Genomic DNA, 14,806 nt, shown 5'->3' on the forward strand with positions numbered 1-14,806 from the left:
GAAAGGAGACGTAGAATGCTTTTGATTCGACCCGTCAACCAGGGCGACCTGGAAGACCTGCTGGAGATGGCGCACGGCGCGGGCAAGGGCCTGACCTCCCTGCCGCCCAACCGCGACCTGCTGGCCAGCAAGATTGCCCGCGCCGAAGAGACTTTCAACGAGCGCTGTGAACCCGAGGCGGGCATGTACCTGTTCGCCCTGGAAGACACCGAGCAGAAGAAGTGCGTCGGGATCAGCGGCATCGAGGCCCGCGTCGGCCTGGACGAGGTCTGGTACAACTACCGTCTGTCCACCACGGTCAACGCGTCGCGGGAACTGGGTGTCCACGTGCGCACGCCCACCCTGCACCTGACCAACGACATGACCGACACCAGCGAGATCTGTTCGTTGCTGCTGTCCGACACCCACCGCCAGGGCGGGAACGGCCTGCTGCTGTCCCGCAGCCGGTTCCTGTACATGGCCGACTTCCGCGAGCTGTTCTCCGATAAAGTGTTCGCCGAGATGCGCGGTGTGTCCGACGCCGATGGCCGCAGCCCGCTGTGGGACGCCCTGGGCCGGCGCTTCTTCGACATGGATTTCAGCGAAGCGGACTTCCTGTCCGGCATGGGCAACAAGTCGTTCATCGCCGAGCTGATGCCCAAATACCCGATCTATGTCCCGCTGCTGCCGCCGGCGGCGCGCGAGGTGCTGAGCGAGGTGCACGACAACACCAAACCGGCGTTGCGCATGCTCCAGGCCGAAGGCTTCAACTTTAACGGGCTGGTGGACATCTTCGACGGCGGCCCGGTGGTGGAAGCGTTCATCCACAACGTCCGCGCCGTGCGCGAGAGCATGAAACGCCACGTGCTGGTGACGCGCCAGCCGGTGAACCTGGACGTGCCGCCCGAGGAGCGCGCCATGGTGTCCAACCGCTCGTTCCGGGATTTCCGCGTCACCACACTGCCGCTGAGCTGCATCAAACCGGACACCGTCAGCATGCCGGCGGAAGTGGCCGACGCCCTGCAGGTGACCTCCGGCGATCTGGTGCGACTGTCGCCCCTGAAAGACGGCAACCGCACCCGCGCGGCCCAGAACCACTGACCCCGGCGGCTGACAATACGAATTCCCGTGCAGGCGTTCGCGACTGCACGCCACAGAATGACAGGAGTGAGATATGACCATTGAACTGACCGGCGAACTGCTGATCGACGGCAAATGGCTGACCGGCCACGGCCCGGCTCTGGAATCCATCCAGCCGGTGACCGGCGATGCGGTCTGGCAGGGCCAGAGCGCCGATGTAGAAGACGTGGACGCCGCCGTACGTGCGGCCCGCAAAGCATTCCCGGCCTGGCGCCGCAAGTCGTTCGAGGAGCGCCTGGCGATCGTCGAAGCTTTCGCCAAGGAGCTGGAAGCCAACAAGGAAGCGCTGGCCCACACCATCGGTGAAGAGACCGGCAAGCCGATGTGGGAGTCCCGCACCGAAGTGGGCGCCATGATCGGCAAGATCGGCATCTCCAGGAAAGCCTACGAAGACCGCACCGGCTACAGCGCCAACGAAGTGGCCGGCGGCCAGGCGGTCCTGCGCCATCGCCCCCACGGCGTGGTGGCGGTGTTCGGCCCTTACAACTTCCCGGGCCACCTGCCTAACGGTCACCTGGTGCCGGCGCTGCTGGCGGGCAACACGGCCCTGTTCAAGCCCAGCGAAATCGCCCCGGCCACGGCCGAACTGACCCTGCGCCTGTGGCTCAAGGCGGGTCTGCCGGACGGCGTGATCAACCTGGTTCAGGGTGAGAAAGACACCGGCGTGGCCCTGGCCAATCATCCGGGCATCGACGGCCTGTTCTTCACTGGCAGCTCCAACGTCGGCCACCTGCTGCACAAGCAGTTCGGCGGCCAGCCGGAGAAGATCCTGGCACTGGAGATGGGCGGCAACAACCCGCTGATCGTGCAGGACGTTTCCGACCTGGACGGCGCCGTCCACCACGCGATCCAGTCTGCGTTTCTGTCCGCCGGTCAGCGCTGCACCTGCGCCCGCCGCATGCTGGTACCGGAAGGCGAGGCCGGCGACCGCTTTATCGATCGGGTCGTCGAGGTGGCCAGCAAGATCCAGGTCGGTCGCTTCGACGCCGATCCGCAGCCGTTCATGGGCGGTGTGGTCTCGGTCGCGGCAGCGGATGCGCTGCTCAACGCCCAGGCCAGCCTGTTCGAGAAAGGCGGCAAGTCGCTGCTGGAGATGCGCCGCCTGGAAGAGAACACGTCCCTGCTGTCTCCGGCCATCATCGACGTGACCGACGTGAAGGACGGCGTGGATGAAGAGTTCTTCGGCCCGCTGCTGACCGTGATCCGTTACCGGGATTTCGACCAGGCCCTGGAAATCGCCAACGACACCCGTTACGGCCTGTCCGCCGGCATCCTCACCGACGACCGCTCCCTGTACGAGCGCCTGACCGAAGAGGTCCGCGCCGGCATCGTCAACTGGAACCGGCCCCTGACCGGCGCCAGCAGTGCGGCTCCGTTCGGCGGCGTGGGCGCCAGCGGCAACCACCGCCCCAGCGCCTACTACGCGGCGGACTACTGTGCCTGGCCGATGGCGTCGCTGGAGTCCGAGAAGAGCGCCATGCCGGACGCCCTGGCGCCGGGCCTGAGCTTCGACTGAGGCGATGAGTACGTGTCGCCGACGCATGAGCTTCGGAGCAGGCGCAAGCCTGCCGGGAAATATCGGGGGATGTGCAGTCCCCTCCGAAACTGAAGCTTCGGCTACATTGGACTGAGCAGTGCCGGGCCACCGGTCCGGTATCTCCACGAGGATCTTGAGTGAGGTTGTCATGACCCAACACGCCACAGAAGCGAATTTCGACGGTCTGGTTGGACCGACCCACAACTACGCGGGCCTGTCCTGGGGGAACGTGGCCTCCAAGTCCAACGTCAGCGCGGTCTCCAACCCCAAGGAAGCGGCCCTGCAGGGCCTGGCCAAGATGAAGGCCCTGGCCGACCGGGGATTTGTGCAGGGCATCCTGCCGCCCCACGAGCGCCCGCACATTCCCACGCTGCGCAAGCTGGGTTACAGCGGCAGCGACGCGGACGTGCTGGCGGCCGCCGCCAAAGACAATCCGGTGGTGCTGGCGGCGGCGTCCTCCGCCTCCTGCATGTGGACGGCCAACGCGGCGACGGTGTCTCCCAGCGCCGATACCGCGGATCACCGGGTGCATTTCACCCCGGCCAACCTGAACGCCAAGTTCCACCGCTCCATCGAGCACGAGGTGACCGGTAGGGCGTTGAAGTCCATGTTCTCCGACGACGCCTACTTCGCCCACCATCCGGCCCTGCCGGCGGTGAGCCAGTTCGGCGACGAAGGTGCGGCCAACCACACCCGCCTGTGCGGCGCCTATGGCGACCCCGGGGTGGAGCTGTTCGTGTTCGGGCAGTCGGCGTTTGATGAGACCGCGCCGGCGCCCCAGCGCTTCCCGGCGCGCCAGACCCTGGAGGCGTCCCGCGCCATTGCCCGACTGCACGGGCTGAGCGACGCCCACTCGGTCTTTGCCCAGCAGAATCCGCACGCCATCGACGCCGGCGTGTTCCACAACGACGTGATCGCGGTGGGCAACGGCAACGTTCTGTTCTACCACGACATGGCGTTCCTCAATGAAGACCAGGTCCTGACCGACGTGCGGGCTCGCCTGAAGGGCACCGAACTGCAGCCGGTGCGGGTCAGCTCCGATGAGGTGCCGATTGCCGATGCGGTCAGTTCCTACCTGTTCAACAGCCAGCTGCTGACCCGCCAGGACGGTTCCATGCTGCTGGCGGTGCCGGGCGAATGCCGCGAGATCGAGTCGGTGAGCCGCTATCTGGACAAGCTGGTGGCCCAGGGCGGGCCCATCGCCGCGGTGGAGGTGTTCGACGTCAAGCAGTCGATGCGCAACGGCGGCGGGCCCGCGTGCCTGCGTCTGCGCGTCGTGCTGACCGACGACGAGCTCAAGGCCATGCACGACGGCGTGCTGATGAACGACGCCCTCTACGAGCGCCTGTGCACCTGGGTGGAAGGCCATTACCGCAGCGAGCTGACCCAGGCGGATCTGGCCGACCCGATGCTGCTGGACGAGAGCCGGCATGCGCTGGACGAGCTGACCGGGATTCTGGGATTGGGCTCGATCTACGATTTCCAGCGGTAATCATGGCTTGGACAAAAAAGGGCGCTTCGGCGCCCTTTTTTGTTGCTGACCCCGGCGTGTTGAACGCTATGCCTTGATGGAGCGCAGCAGCATCTCCATGGTGTGCCGGATCAGCGCGTCGCCCGGGTAGGTCGCCAGCGGCCCGTCGTCGCCCATTTCCTGCTGGCACATCATGATGACCCCGTGCAGCGCGCCGCGCAGATAGAGCGCGGTCTGGAAACTGTCGCTGACCTGTTGCGCATCGACGCTGCCGTCGGCGATGCCCATATCCAGCGCCTGCACCATCAACTGCATGGTTTCCATCTCGCAGCCGACCATGACCTGCGTTTCCTCGGCCTCGGCCTCCTGCATGGCGGTGGTGGCCTTGGTCAGCGCCGCAAAGTAGTCCGGCTCCTCCTGCCAGAAGTGGTAGTAGGCTGTGCCGATGGCCTGGATCTTGTCCAGCCCGGTGGCGCCCGTCTCCAGCGCCGCCCGGAAGCGTTCCCGCAAGCGTTCGGCGGCACGCAGCATGATGCCCCGCTGGATCGCCGCCTTGTCCTTGAAATAGACGTAAAGCAGGGCGCGGCTGAGGCTGGCGGTCCGCGCGATGTCGTCCATCGAGGTGCGGTCGTAGCCTTTCTCCGCGAACATGGTTTCGGCCGCGTCGAGAATCGATAACTGACGTTGCTGTTTTTCCCGTTCCCGACGTTCCTGCAGGTTGCTCATACTTCCGACCTTTCCGATTGCTTGAGGACCATCTTACTGGGCTGGCAAGCCATCCCGCGAATTTATGTGCGCTCCAGTCATTGACAATGTGTCAAAGAGTGACATGATGTCGAAATAGTCGTTCAGTTACTGAACTAATGCAAGGGCGGCGACGCTGCCCGAATGATCCGGATCGCGTCAGAACGCAGGTGAACGCCATGATCTCCGCTCCCCGAAGTGCTCGTTCCGTTGTCCTTTCAGGATGTCTTGTGTGGCTGGTGGCCGTTCTCTCCGGCTGCTCGGAATCCGTCAGTGCACCGGCGGCCATGAACACCGCGGTCAGTGTGCGTACCGCACCAGTGCAGCTCGGCGGTGAGCGCAGTGAACCGCTGCGCTTTGCAGGCATCGTCCAGGCGCGTCAGCGCGCCACCCTGACGTTCCAGGTCAGCGGCACGCTGCGGGAACGCCCGGTGGAGCTGGGGGAGCGGGTGGCTGACGGCCAGACGCTGGCCCGACTGTACAACCCGGGGCTGGAGCCGGCCCGGGATTCTGCCCGGGCCCGCCTGCAGGAGCTGCGGACCCAGCTCGACCAGGCCGGGCGTGAGTGGCGACGCTCGCAAAGCCTGTTCGAGCGGGGCGTGGTGTCGGAGCAGTCGCTGGAGCAACTGGCGGCGCGGCGTGATGCGCTGCAGGCCAGCGTGTCCACTGCCCGGGCCTCCCTGGCCGAGGCTGAACGCATGGTGGCGGAAAGCACGCTTAAAGCGCCATTCAGCGGCCGCATCGAGGCGCTGCTCGTGGAGTCGGGCGAGTTCGTCTCCGCCGGCCAGCCGGTGGCGCGTCTGTCCTCACCCAGCGGGCAGGAAGTTGAAGTGCGGGTACCGGCGTACTTGCTGGGCCAGGTCCGCCTGGGGGATGCGGTCGAGGTCTGGTCCGTGCAGGCGCGAGAGCAGGCGCCGGTGACCGGCACGGTGGTGGAAATCGCACAGCCCAGCGGTCTGCGCGGCGAGCTGCATGCGGTGCTGGTGAACCTGCCGGAGCACACGCTCGACGCCGGCGTGCCGGTGGAAGTGGGGATCGCGGCTTCGGACCGGACGACCCTGTCGGTGCCGTTGCTGTCGGTCATGCGTTCGCCTTCGGGCACCAGCGTGTTTCGTGTGGCGGCGGACGGTGACCGGCCCACGGCGGAACGGGTGGACGTGGCCGTCCGCCGCATCGTGGGCGAGCAGGCGCTGCTCGAGGAAGGAGGGCTGCAGCGGGGCGATCGCGTGGTCTACGCCGGCATGACCCGGGTCACGCCTGGAGACGCGCTGGAGGTCCTGCCATGATCGGCAAACTGATGCGCTGCCGGCGCCTGTTGGGCATGGTGGTGGTCATGCTATGCCTGCTGGGGGCCGCCGCCTACAACACCATGCCGCGCCAGGAGGATCCGTCGTTTCCCTACCGGGCCGGGCTGTTGACCGTGTCCTATCCGGGCGCCAACGCCGACACGGTGGAGCGCCTGGTGCTTGATCCGCTGGCGGACGAGCTGCGCCAGGTGGAGGAAGTGGATTTCAGTACCGGCACCGCGCGCACCGGCGTGGCGGTGGTCAATATCCGTCTGAACGACACCCTCTACGATACGGATGCCGCCTGGGACCGGGTGCGTCAGGCGCTGGATCGGGCCCGGCTGGAGTTTCCCGACGGCGTGGGGCCACTGCGGCTGGACGACCGCCTGATCGATATCCCGGCGGTGGTACTGGCGGTGGGCGGTTCACCGTCGGTCACGGCGCTGACGGAGCAGGCCGAACGCCTGAAGGACAACCTGCTGGATCTCCCCGGCGTGTCCCGCATCGAGGTGGACGGTGATGTGGACGAACAGATCACCCTGGCCCTGGACGACGCCGCGCTGTACCGGCTGGGCATCTCGCCGTCGCGGGTGCTGGATACCCTGGCCCAGCGCAATCAGGTGATTCCCGGCGGCTTCCTGGTGGTCGACGGCCAGCGCCTGTCGGTGTTGCCCAACAGCGAATTCACCGACATCGATGCCATTCGCGCCACGCCCATCGCCCTGCCGGACGGTTCCCAGGTGCCGCTGGCCGCCGCCGCTGACATCTGGCGCGGACCGGAAGAACCGCGCCAGCCGGAAACCTGGAAAGACGGCGAGCGGGTGGTGCTGGTGTCGCTGATCCTGGAAGAGGGCACCACCGACGCCATTCGCTTCGGCCAGCGCGTGCGGGAACGGGTGGCGCAGATCGCGCCCGATTTTGCCCCTTACACCATCGAGGAAATGTTCTTCCAGCCCGACAAGGTGGAGGCGCGCCTGGACAACCTGGCCTGGAGCCTGCTGTTTTCCGTGCTGATCATCATCGCCGTGGTGTTTACCGGCATGGGGCTGCGTATGGGCCTGCTGGTGGCGACGATCCTGCCCATGGTCACGCTGATCAGCATCGGGCTTTACGATCTCGGCGGCGGCGTCCTGCACCAGATTGCGGTGATCGGCATGGTCATCTCACTGGGGATTCTGATCGACAACGCCATCGTGATCGTCGAGAACATCCAGAGCCGGCTGGACCAGGGAGCGGCCCGGCGCGAGGCGCTGGTGCAGTCGGTGAAGTCGCTGGCCGGGCCGCTGGGCGCGTCCACCGGCACCACGCTGGCGGCGTTTGCACCGCTGCTGCTGTCCAAGGGCGGGACGGCGGATTTCACCCGGGGCATTCCGGTGATGATCATGCTTACCCTGTCCATCAGCTATCTGCTGGCGATTTCCGCAGTGCCGCTGCTGGCGTCCCGTTTTCTCAAGCCGCGGCGTCGTGTAAACGTCGATCCCCTGGCGGGGCTGGCGCGCCGGCTGGGCAGCCTGGTCGCCCGGATGCCGGGTCTGCTGGTCGGCCTGGGAGTGGTGATGGTCGTCGCCAGTGTCGCGCTGACGCCGTTCCTCAAGCAGCAGTTTTTCCCCAACGCCGACCGGCCGCGGGTGGTGGTGGAGCTTTACATGCCGGAGGGCACCGACCAGGCGCGCACCGCCATGGTGGCGGCAGAGCTGGAGCGGGCCCTGCGTACACGCCCGGAAACGGTCAACGTGCACCGCTTCGTCGGTTTTACCGGGCCGAGTTTCTACTACAACCTGAGCCGCGCGCCGCAGGCGCCCAACCGGGGCCGGCTGGTGGTCAGGACGCATAACCTGTCGGAGACCACGGCCCTGGTGCACTGGGTGCGCGAATACGCCGCCGAGGCCCTGCCCGAAGCGGACCTGACCGTGGGCATTCTGGGGCAGGGTCCGCCGCGGGTAGCGCCGGTGGAAGTGCGTCTGTACCACCCGGACGATGCGATCCGCGCGCAGGCGGTGGAGACGGTCTATGCTGGCCTGCGGCGGGCCCCGGGAGCGGTGGACGTGCGCCACGACCTGGACCCCGGCGTGCCCAGCGTGCGCGTCAATGTGGACGATGCCATCGCCGCCCGCTATGGCGTGACCCGTGCCGATGTGGCGCGCAGCCTCTACGGACAGAGCTTCGGTATGGTCGCTGAGCAGTACCGTCGCGAGGATGATCCCATTCCGCTGGTGCTGCGTTCCCGGGACGGCACGGACCTGTCCCTGTCGCGCCTGCTGTCGATCAACGTCTACACCAACGACGGCCGCGCCGTGCCGCTGTCTGCCGTGGCCACCGTGGAGACCACCTGGGAGCCGGCCGCGCGCTACCTGCGTAACGGCGTTCGGGTAAACACCGTGACGGCCAATCTGGAAACCGGCTACAGCTTCAGCCAGGCCCTGGACGGGCTGGGCGCCTATCTGACAGAGCATCCGTTGCCGCCGGGCGCACGCCTGGAATACGGCGGCGACGCGGAGGGCTCCAGCGACGCCAACAACGCAATCCTGACCACCGCGCCCATCGGCGTGTTGCTGCTGATGTTCTTCCTGTTGCTGCAGTTCAACTCGTTCAAGCGGGTCGGAATCATCCTGCTCACGGTGCCGTTGGCGACGGTAGGGATTTTCCCGGGACTGGTGCTGTCCGGGTCGCCGTTCGGTTTCCAGTCGCTGTTGGGCGTGATCGCGTTGGTGGGGATAGTGGTGAACAACGCCATCGTCCTGCTGGATGTGATGGATCGTCAGTTGGAAACGGGAGCCGATATTCGTGACGCCGTGCGCGAGGCGGTCGAGCAGCGCACGCGACCGATCCTCCTGACCACGGCGACCACGGTGGCGGGCCTGCTGCCGCTGGCGTTCTCCAGCTCGACCCTCTGGCCGCCCATGGCCTGGGCGATCATTTCCGGACTGTTGGCTTCGACGGTGCTGACGCTGCTGGTGGTGCCGGCGCTGTGCGTGAAGGTGATTCGCGGGCCGGTGGTGGAGATGGCGCCGGACGCGGCCTGAAGGATGCGAGGCAGGGCCTGAAATGTAGCCGAAACTTCAGTTTCGGAGGGGCCGTCCAGGCCCCGGCGCAAGACGACGGCAGGCCGGCGGCCTGCTCCGAAGCTAAAGCTCCGGCTACAGGCAGGCAAGGTGAGCCTCGTGAAAAAGACCGTCAGGCCTTCTCCCGCACCAGCAGCCCCACCCGCTGCCCGACAGGCACGTTGCGGTTGGGGAAGACGATGGCCTCCGGCCTGTCGCCCACCCTGTACTGCGTTTCGTCGTCTTCCCAGATCACGGTGCCCGGTTTGTAGGGCGTGAAGTTGGAGACGTCGTCCGGCACGTGGAAGCGGAACCGGTCGCCGGTGTTGAGGATCTCGTGGACCACTTCGAACACGGTCAGCTCATCCGAGTCGCGGGGTGGCGGTGTTGGCTCGTCGGCGATCAGGCGGCGCAGGGCGTTTTCGATGCCCTTGAAGCGCAGCAGGTCGTTCTGACCGAATGGCCGCACCTTGCCCAGCTCGATGGTGAAGCTTTCCGCACCCAGGTGGCTGGACGAGAACGATGAGAAGGTCGTGCCCGCCTTGTGTTGCAGCAGCAGCGTATGGACGTCCGCTTCCAGCAGGAAGTCGCACTGGCTCTGCGGCACCTGGCGACCCGCGACGAACGGGTAGAGGGCGAACTTCTCCCGCAGGGAGGGGCGGATGGCCGTGTGCAGGTCGTAGTGGACCACGTCCTGGGCGTTGCCAGCGAAGTCCCGGCAAGCCTGCTCCAACTGAGCGGCGCGGGTCGCCTCATCGCTGCCGGCATACTCCGCTTTGGCGTGGGCGCCGCTGAACAGCCGGTTCATGTTGTGTTCGACGAAACGGTCGCCGGCGACCATGGACGGCGGGTTGCCCAGAATCAGCAGGGTGCGCCGGCCCAACGCCCAGCGGCCGTCGATCAGCTCGTTGAGCAGTCCGTTGACCACTTCGATGGGGGCGGTTTCGTTGCCGTGCACACCGGCGGAAATGATCAGGCGGCGATCGTCGGCGTCGGCCGGAATCAGGTCCAGCAGGCCGGTGTCCAGGCGTCGGATCACGGTGCCGTCGGCCAGTTTGACTTCGGCCGGCGCCGAGGATTCACTGGCGTGGGCCAGGGTGTGGGCGAGCCAGTCCGGCTCGCCCTCAAACAGGATGGTACGGATAAACATGTCTCAGGCCCTTAACTCAGCGGCTTGAGGTGGCGCAGCATTCGCTTCTCCAGCAGGCGGAAGCAGAACACGATGGTAAAGGTCAGGGCCATGTAGATCAGGGCCACGGCGATGAAGGCATCAAACGGCGCGTAGAAGCGGGAGTAGATGTCACGCGCGGCGCCGGTCAGGTCCACGATGGTCACCACGCTGGCGATGGCACTGGCGTGCAGCATGAAGATCACTTCGTTGGAATAGGCCTGCAGGGCACGGCGGGCGGCGCTGGGCAGGATGATCCGCTGCATGCGTTTCATCCAGGACATGCCGTAAGCCTTGGCCGCTTCCACCTCGCCATAGGGCGTGGCTTCCAGGGCGCCGCGGATGATCTCCGTGGTGTAGGCCGCGGTGTTCAGCACGAACGCCAGCAGGGCCGGGTAGAACGGATCCTTGAAGATCACCCACCAGAAGGTGTCCTGGATGCCCTCAATCTGGGCGATGCCGTAGTAGATGATGTAAAGCTGGATCAGCAGCGGCGTGCCGCGGAACAGGTAGGTGTAGAGCCATACCGGGCCGGACACGAACGGGTTATGCACAGTGCGCATCACCGCCAGCGGAACGGAAAGCACCAGGCCGATGACCAGCGACAGGAAAACCAGTTGTACGGTAGTCACCAGGCCATCCCAGTAATGCAGCATGGTGGTGGCGGTGAACACCTGGTTCTGGTTGAGAAGCTCGGTAATGAATTCTGGCATTTGCTCAGTCCCCCTTGACGATACCGACGCTGACCCGGGAATTGAGCCACTTGATAAAGAGTTCGGACACGGCCGTCAGCAGCAGGTACATGATCGCTACCGGCACAAAGAACTTGAAGGGCGCGTGTTCGGCCTTGCTGGCCTGTTCGGCGATGCGGACCATGTCGGTCAGGCCGATGATGGAGACCAGGGCCGTGGTCTTGAGCAGCACCTGCCAGTTGTTGCCGATACCGGGCAGGGCGTGGCGCAGCATCTGCGGGAACATGATGCGGCGGAAGGTGTGCCAGCGGCTGAAGCCGTACGCCTTGCCTGCTTCAATCTGACCGCTCTCAACGGCCAGGAAGGCACCGCGGAAGGTTTCGGTCATGTAGGCGCCGAAGATCAGGCCGATGGTAAGCACACCGGATATGAACGGATCGAACTGGATAAACCAGTCGATTTCGAATTCGTAGTAGAGAAAGTCGGACAGGCTGTTCACCATGACCTGGCCGCCGTAGTACAGCAGCAGCATCATGACCAGATCCGGTACGCCGCGGATAACGGTGGTGTAGAAGGTCGCGCCAGCGTACAGGCCGCGATTGCCGGAAAGCTTGGACGAGGCGCCGATCAGTCCGAGGACTACCGCAAGCACCAGCGACAACAACGCCAGTTCAGCGGTAACCACTGCGCCTTTCATTAATGAAGGGCCGTAGCCGTGCAGGTCGAGCATGGATAGGTCCGTGTTGGGGACAGGCCGCCGGCAGCGTTGCCGGCGGCCGTGCCGGGTTTACATCTTGATGTCGTAGGAGAAGTACTTCTTCATGATGGTGTCGTAAGTGCCATCATTTTTCAGAGTCTCCAGGGCGGCGTTGATCTGCTCGGCCAGATCCGCGTCGCGTTTGCGCATGGCAACGCCCACGCCTTCACCCAGCTTCACCGGCTCGCCGATTTCGTGGAAACCTTCACGGCCCAGCAGAGTCTGCTCGCCCACCGGGTAGTCGACGAAGACCATGTCCAGGCGCTCGCCTTCCAGGTCCAGGACCATGTCGTCGGCGGTGGTGTAACGCTTGATTTCCACGGTGCCGCTCATGTTCTCGGTGACGTAGGTGTCCATGGTGGTACCGCGCTGGACGCCGACGATCTTGCCTTTCATGGCGTCCATGTCAGACGGGTCGGTGTTTTCGTCGTTCTTGGCGAACCAGCCACCCGGGGTGATGTAGTACGGCTCGGAGAACAGCACCTTCTCGGCGCGCTCCGGGGTGATGGACATGGAAGACATGATGGCGTCGAACTTGCGCGCCAGCAGCCCCGGGATCATGCCGTCCCAGGACTGGATGACGAAGTCACAGTTGGCTTCCAGTTCCTTACACATGGCTTCGGCCAGTTCCACTTCGAAACCGGTCAGGGTGCCATCCGGGTTTTTGTATTCGAACGGCTCGTAGGGCACGTCGAATGCAATGCGAATGTCTTTCCAGTCGCGTGCCTGGACGGAGCCCGCTGCGACGGCCAGGGCACAGGTTGCTGCAACAATCAGCTTTTTCATGAGTCGCTTCTCCATTGTTTTGCCTTTTTATCCAGTGATTCGGGATCACTGTTTTCTCTTTTTTCTGAACGCTTTCCGGCGGGCCAATCCCGCCGTGGTTGGAACAGAACGGGTGATCAGAACTTGGGCGCCAGGAACTGCTTCATGCGCTCCGAGTCCGGATTGTCGAAGACTTTTTCCGGCGTCCCCTGTTCTTCAATGCGGCCCTGATGCAAGAACAGGACCTGGGACGACACATCACGGGCAAACGCCATCTCGTGGGTCACGACGATCATGGTGCGGCCTTCCTCGGCCAGGCTCTGCATAACGCGCAGCACCTCGCCGACCAGTTCAGGGTCGAGGGCGGAAGTGGGTTCGTCAAAGAGCATGACTTCCGGCTCCATGGCCAGGGCCCGGGCGATGGCCGCGCGCTGCTGCTGGCCGCCGGACATCTGCGACGGATAATAGTCCTTGCGCTCGTAGATGCCGACCTTGTGCAGGTAGGCTTCGGCGCGCTCGATGGCCTCTTTCTTGGGTACCTTGAGCACGTTGATCGGGGCTTCAATGATGTTCTCGAGCACTGTCATGTGGGACCAGAGGTTGAAGCTCTGGAAGACCATCGACAGCTTGGCGCGCATCAGTTCCACCTGCTTGTTATCGGCGGGAATGCGGACACCCTTGCGGTTGGTTTTGAACCGGATTGGTTCACCGTGGACGATGACGTCCCCGGAGGTGGGCGTTTCCAGCATGTTGATACAACGCAGGAAAGTACTCTTGCCGGAGCCGGAACTGCCGATCAGCGACACCACATCGCCTTTGCGGGTTTCCAGGGAGATTCCCTTGAGAACTTCGTTGTCATTGAAGGTTTTGTGGATGTCTTTGCAGATCAAGGGCGCATTGTCCGCCATGAATGACTCCTGGGCCTGTCGGTAACGATCGATATCTGAGTTGGACCGATATCTGAAGTAAAGATAGTCGCATTCGAGTGGCTGCACTAACCCGCGGAAACACGAGCACGCGTGACGATTGGGCTGGCATCCGAAGCAGTCGGGAAAGGGGGAGATCTACTCGTCGAGGACCTTGGCGAGGACGAGCTTGGCCACGGGCGATTGGCCGATGAGGGCTGCCGGCTGGAGTCGCGGGCGAATCACCGTGGGGATTGTCGATGGGTCTGTCGTCATCTGAAGGCTTTGCATCTGCTTTTTCCAGCAGCCGCGACCGGGATCGCCGGCGGGCCGCATTGCCCTTCTCTTTTTTGGACCGTCTTGCCCCGGCCTGGGTCAGCGGCTCTTTTAAAGCGCGTGGCTGACACCGATTGCTTACCGGGAGTGCGGTTGAATAGCGCCAAGTTTTACGGACTGTTGCGATAAAAATCAATAGTTGGCCTGTTCGGCGTCAACATGCTTCGCGATGCGATGTATCACGGGCATCCTGAAAAGCATCGCTACATGAGCGGGTTAGGGACTCCCGAAGCGGCGCGGAGTGCTTCCGCCCGGTGACAAAAAATAACCGATTCGATGGGCCAACCTGTTAAGGTGGAAAGCTGGCGTTTTAAGGTAAAACGTTGGTGTTGATCGGCCGTTTACGGCCGGACAGGGATGAAGCAGACGTGTAAGGGAGTACCCCAAAGAACAAGAACGGGTACACGTTGAATGGTTTTTTCCGATAACGATGTCTTGCTTGAGCGCGGCCTGCTGCGGGTGACGGCGAGGGCCTGCGATCCCGACGAGTCGGTGACCCGGCGTGCCTATGATGTGGAAATCGCCGGGCAGGAGATTCTCAAGACGTTCCCCACCTTTGACGAGGCACGCCAGTTCCTCGATATGGTGGCGCCGGCCCCGGATGACTCCTGAAGGCCCGCGCCCGCGCTCCTGCTATTTTTCGCCCAGGATCGACAGCAGACTCTGGGCATGCTCTGCCGCCTCGATGCCCAGTTGGGTCAGATAGCCGCCGTCTTTCTGGGTGGTGAGGCCTTTATCGTACAGGCGCTCGGCCGCCGCGACCGCATCGAAGGTCGCCTCGTGACTGTGAACCTTGATACCTTCGCGGGTGGAATGCAGATTGAACAGGGTCAACAGGTTGAGTTCATGCAATTGGTCGGATGTGAAGGCCATGGCGTGTCCTTGTATTGTTGTTGACTCTATCCATAGTTGTAACTGACTGGCGCGGCTTCGCAAGTCTTTGCGGGCCTGACAGCTTGCCGCCGGTCCCGACCTTGCCGATTCA

At 64.2% G+C, this 14,806-nt stretch carries 13 protein-coding genes; 6 read left to right on the forward strand and 7 right to left on the reverse strand.

The features are described from left to right. Positions 1 to 15: 15 nt before the first annotated feature. The 3 genes from astA (at position 16) to astB (ending at position 4,148) form a co-directional block, all read left to right on the forward strand. Positions 16 to 1,080, forward strand: a complete 1,065-nt coding sequence (astA, locus tag DKK67_RS03525; RefSeq protein ID WP_111494440.1) for an arginine N-succinyltransferase — start codon at positions 16 to 18, stop codon at positions 1,078 to 1,080. 73 nt (positions 1,081 to 1,153) lie between these two features. Next, positions 1,154 to 2,635 carry a succinylglutamate-semialdehyde dehydrogenase gene (gene astD, locus DKK67_RS03530; RefSeq protein ID WP_111494442.1) on the forward strand — a complete coding sequence of 494 codons (1,482 nt, stop codon included), beginning with the start codon at positions 1,154 to 1,156 and terminating at the stop codon, positions 2,633 to 2,635. 169 nt (positions 2,636 to 2,804) lie between these two features. Continuing rightward, the gene (astB, locus tag DKK67_RS03535) at positions 2,805 to 4,148 is read left to right on the forward strand and encodes an N-succinylarginine dihydrolase (RefSeq protein ID WP_111494444.1); all 1,344 of its coding nucleotides are present in this window, start codon (positions 2,805 to 2,807) and stop codon (positions 4,146 to 4,148) included. A gap of 66 nt (positions 4,149 to 4,214) precedes the next feature. On the opposite strand, the gene DKK67_RS03540 is transcribed toward astB, so the two are convergent. Beyond that, on the reverse strand, positions 4,215 to 4,853 hold the full coding sequence (locus tag DKK67_RS03540; protein ID WP_111494446.1) for a TetR/AcrR family transcriptional regulator: 639 nt from the start codon (positions 4,851 to 4,853) through the stop codon (positions 4,215 to 4,217). Positions 4,854 to 5,101: 248 nt separating this feature from the next. On the opposite strand from DKK67_RS03540, the gene DKK67_RS03545 reads away from it, so the two are divergent. Together DKK67_RS03545 and DKK67_RS03550 are read left to right on the forward strand one after the other, a co-directional pair. Continuing rightward, a complete protein-coding gene (locus tag DKK67_RS03545) occupies positions 5,102 to 6,157 on the forward strand; it encodes an efflux RND transporter periplasmic adaptor subunit (protein WP_228160500.1) in 1,056 nt (351 codons plus the stop codon). Beyond that, on the forward strand, positions 6,154 to 9,180 hold the full coding sequence (locus tag DKK67_RS03550; RefSeq protein WP_111494450.1) for an efflux RND transporter permease subunit: 3,027 nt from the start codon (positions 6,154 to 6,156) through the stop codon (positions 9,178 to 9,180). Before DKK67_RS03545 ends, DKK67_RS03550 begins: the two co-directional genes overlap by 4 nt. Before the next feature lie 151 nt (positions 9,181 to 9,331). Here the strand turns inward: DKK67_RS03550 and astE are convergent, their stop codons facing one another. The 5 genes from astE to DKK67_RS03575 all read right to left on the reverse strand — a co-directional run bounded on the left by astE (position 9,332) and on the right by DKK67_RS03575 (position 13,488). Beyond that, complete coding sequence (gene astE / locus DKK67_RS03555; RefSeq protein WP_111494452.1) at positions 9,332 to 10,348, reverse strand: succinylglutamate desuccinylase; 1,017 nt, start codon at positions 10,346 to 10,348, stop codon at positions 9,332 to 9,334. 11 nt (positions 10,349 to 10,359) lie between these two features. Next, complete coding sequence (locus tag DKK67_RS03560; RefSeq protein WP_111494454.1) at positions 10,360 to 11,079, reverse strand: ABC transporter permease; 720 nt, start codon at positions 11,077 to 11,079, stop codon at positions 10,360 to 10,362. A 4-nt stretch (positions 11,080 to 11,083) separates the two neighbouring features. Next, entirely contained in the window at positions 11,084 to 11,788 is a 705-nt protein-coding gene (locus DKK67_RS03565; protein WP_111494456.1) for an ABC transporter permease, read from the reverse strand. Positions 11,789 to 11,845: 57 nt separating this feature from the next. Continuing rightward, complete coding sequence (locus DKK67_RS03570) at positions 11,846 to 12,601, reverse strand: transporter substrate-binding domain-containing protein (RefSeq protein WP_111494458.1); 756 nt, start codon at positions 12,599 to 12,601, stop codon at positions 11,846 to 11,848. Positions 12,602 to 12,717: 116 nt separating this feature from the next. Continuing rightward, positions 12,718 to 13,488 (reverse strand): ABC transporter ATP-binding protein, encoded by a 771-nt coding sequence (locus tag DKK67_RS03575; protein WP_111494460.1) that lies wholly within the window; start codon positions 13,486 to 13,488, stop codon positions 12,718 to 12,720. Between the two features lie 744 nt (positions 13,489 to 14,232). On the opposite strand from DKK67_RS03575, the gene DKK67_RS03580 reads away from it, so the two are divergent. Continuing rightward, on the forward strand, positions 14,233 to 14,433 hold the full coding sequence (locus DKK67_RS03580; protein ID WP_111494462.1) for a hypothetical protein: 201 nt from the start codon (positions 14,233 to 14,235) through the stop codon (positions 14,431 to 14,433). A 21-nt stretch (positions 14,434 to 14,454) separates the two neighbouring features. On the opposite strand, the gene DKK67_RS03585 is transcribed toward DKK67_RS03580, so the two are convergent. After that, positions 14,455 to 14,694 carry a TIGR02647 family protein gene (locus tag DKK67_RS03585; RefSeq protein ID WP_111494464.1) on the reverse strand — a complete coding sequence of 80 codons (240 nt, stop codon included), beginning with the start codon at positions 14,692 to 14,694 and terminating at the stop codon, positions 14,455 to 14,457. Positions 14,695 to 14,806 lie beyond the last annotated feature (112 nt).

It is taken from the genome of Marinobacter bohaiensis, assembly GCF_003258515.1.
GTDB lineage: Bacteria > Pseudomonadota > Gammaproteobacteria > Pseudomonadales > Oleiphilaceae > Marinobacter_A > Marinobacter_A bohaiensis.

What these genes read in the sequence shown, in the direction of transcription:
- DKK67_RS03575 (WP_111494460.1), bottom strand. Translation starts at nt 13,488, where the DNA reads ATGGCGGACAATGCGCCCTTGATCTGCAAAGACATCCACAAAACCTTC.
- DKK67_RS03560 (WP_111494454.1), bottom strand. Translation starts at nt 11,079, where the DNA reads ATGCCAGAATTCATTACCGAGCTTCTCAACCAGAACCAGGTGTTCACC.
- DKK67_RS03570 (WP_111494458.1), bottom strand. Translation starts at nt 12,601, where the DNA reads ATGAAAAAGCTGATTGTTGCAGCAACCTGTGCCCTGGCCGTCGCAGCG.
- astB (WP_111494444.1), top strand. Translation starts at nt 2,805, where the DNA reads ATGACCCAACACGCCACAGAAGCGAATTTCGACGGTCTGGTTGGACCG.
- DKK67_RS03565 (WP_111494456.1), bottom strand. Translation starts at nt 11,788, where the DNA reads ATGCTCGACCTGCACGGCTACGGCCCTTCATTAATGAAAGGCGCAGTG.
- DKK67_RS03550 (WP_111494450.1), top strand. Translation starts at nt 6,154, where the DNA reads ATGATCGGCAAACTGATGCGCTGCCGGCGCCTGTTGGGCATGGTGGTG.
- DKK67_RS03585 (WP_111494464.1), bottom strand. Translation starts at nt 14,694, where the DNA reads ATGGCCTTCACATCCGACCAATTGCATGAACTCAACCTGTTGACCCTG.
- astE (WP_111494452.1), bottom strand. Translation starts at nt 10,348, where the DNA reads ATGTTTATCCGTACCATCCTGTTTGAGGGCGAGCCGGACTGGCTCGCC.
- DKK67_RS03580 (WP_111494462.1), top strand. Translation starts at nt 14,233, where the DNA reads ATGGTTTTTTCCGATAACGATGTCTTGCTTGAGCGCGGCCTGCTGCGG.
- astD (WP_111494442.1), top strand. Translation starts at nt 1,154, where the DNA reads ATGACCATTGAACTGACCGGCGAACTGCTGATCGACGGCAAATGGCTG.
- DKK67_RS03540 (WP_111494446.1), bottom strand. Translation starts at nt 4,853, where the DNA reads ATGAGCAACCTGCAGGAACGTCGGGAACGGGAAAAACAGCAACGTCAG.
- astA (WP_111494440.1), top strand. Translation starts at nt 16, where the DNA reads ATGCTTTTGATTCGACCCGTCAACCAGGGCGACCTGGAAGACCTGCTG.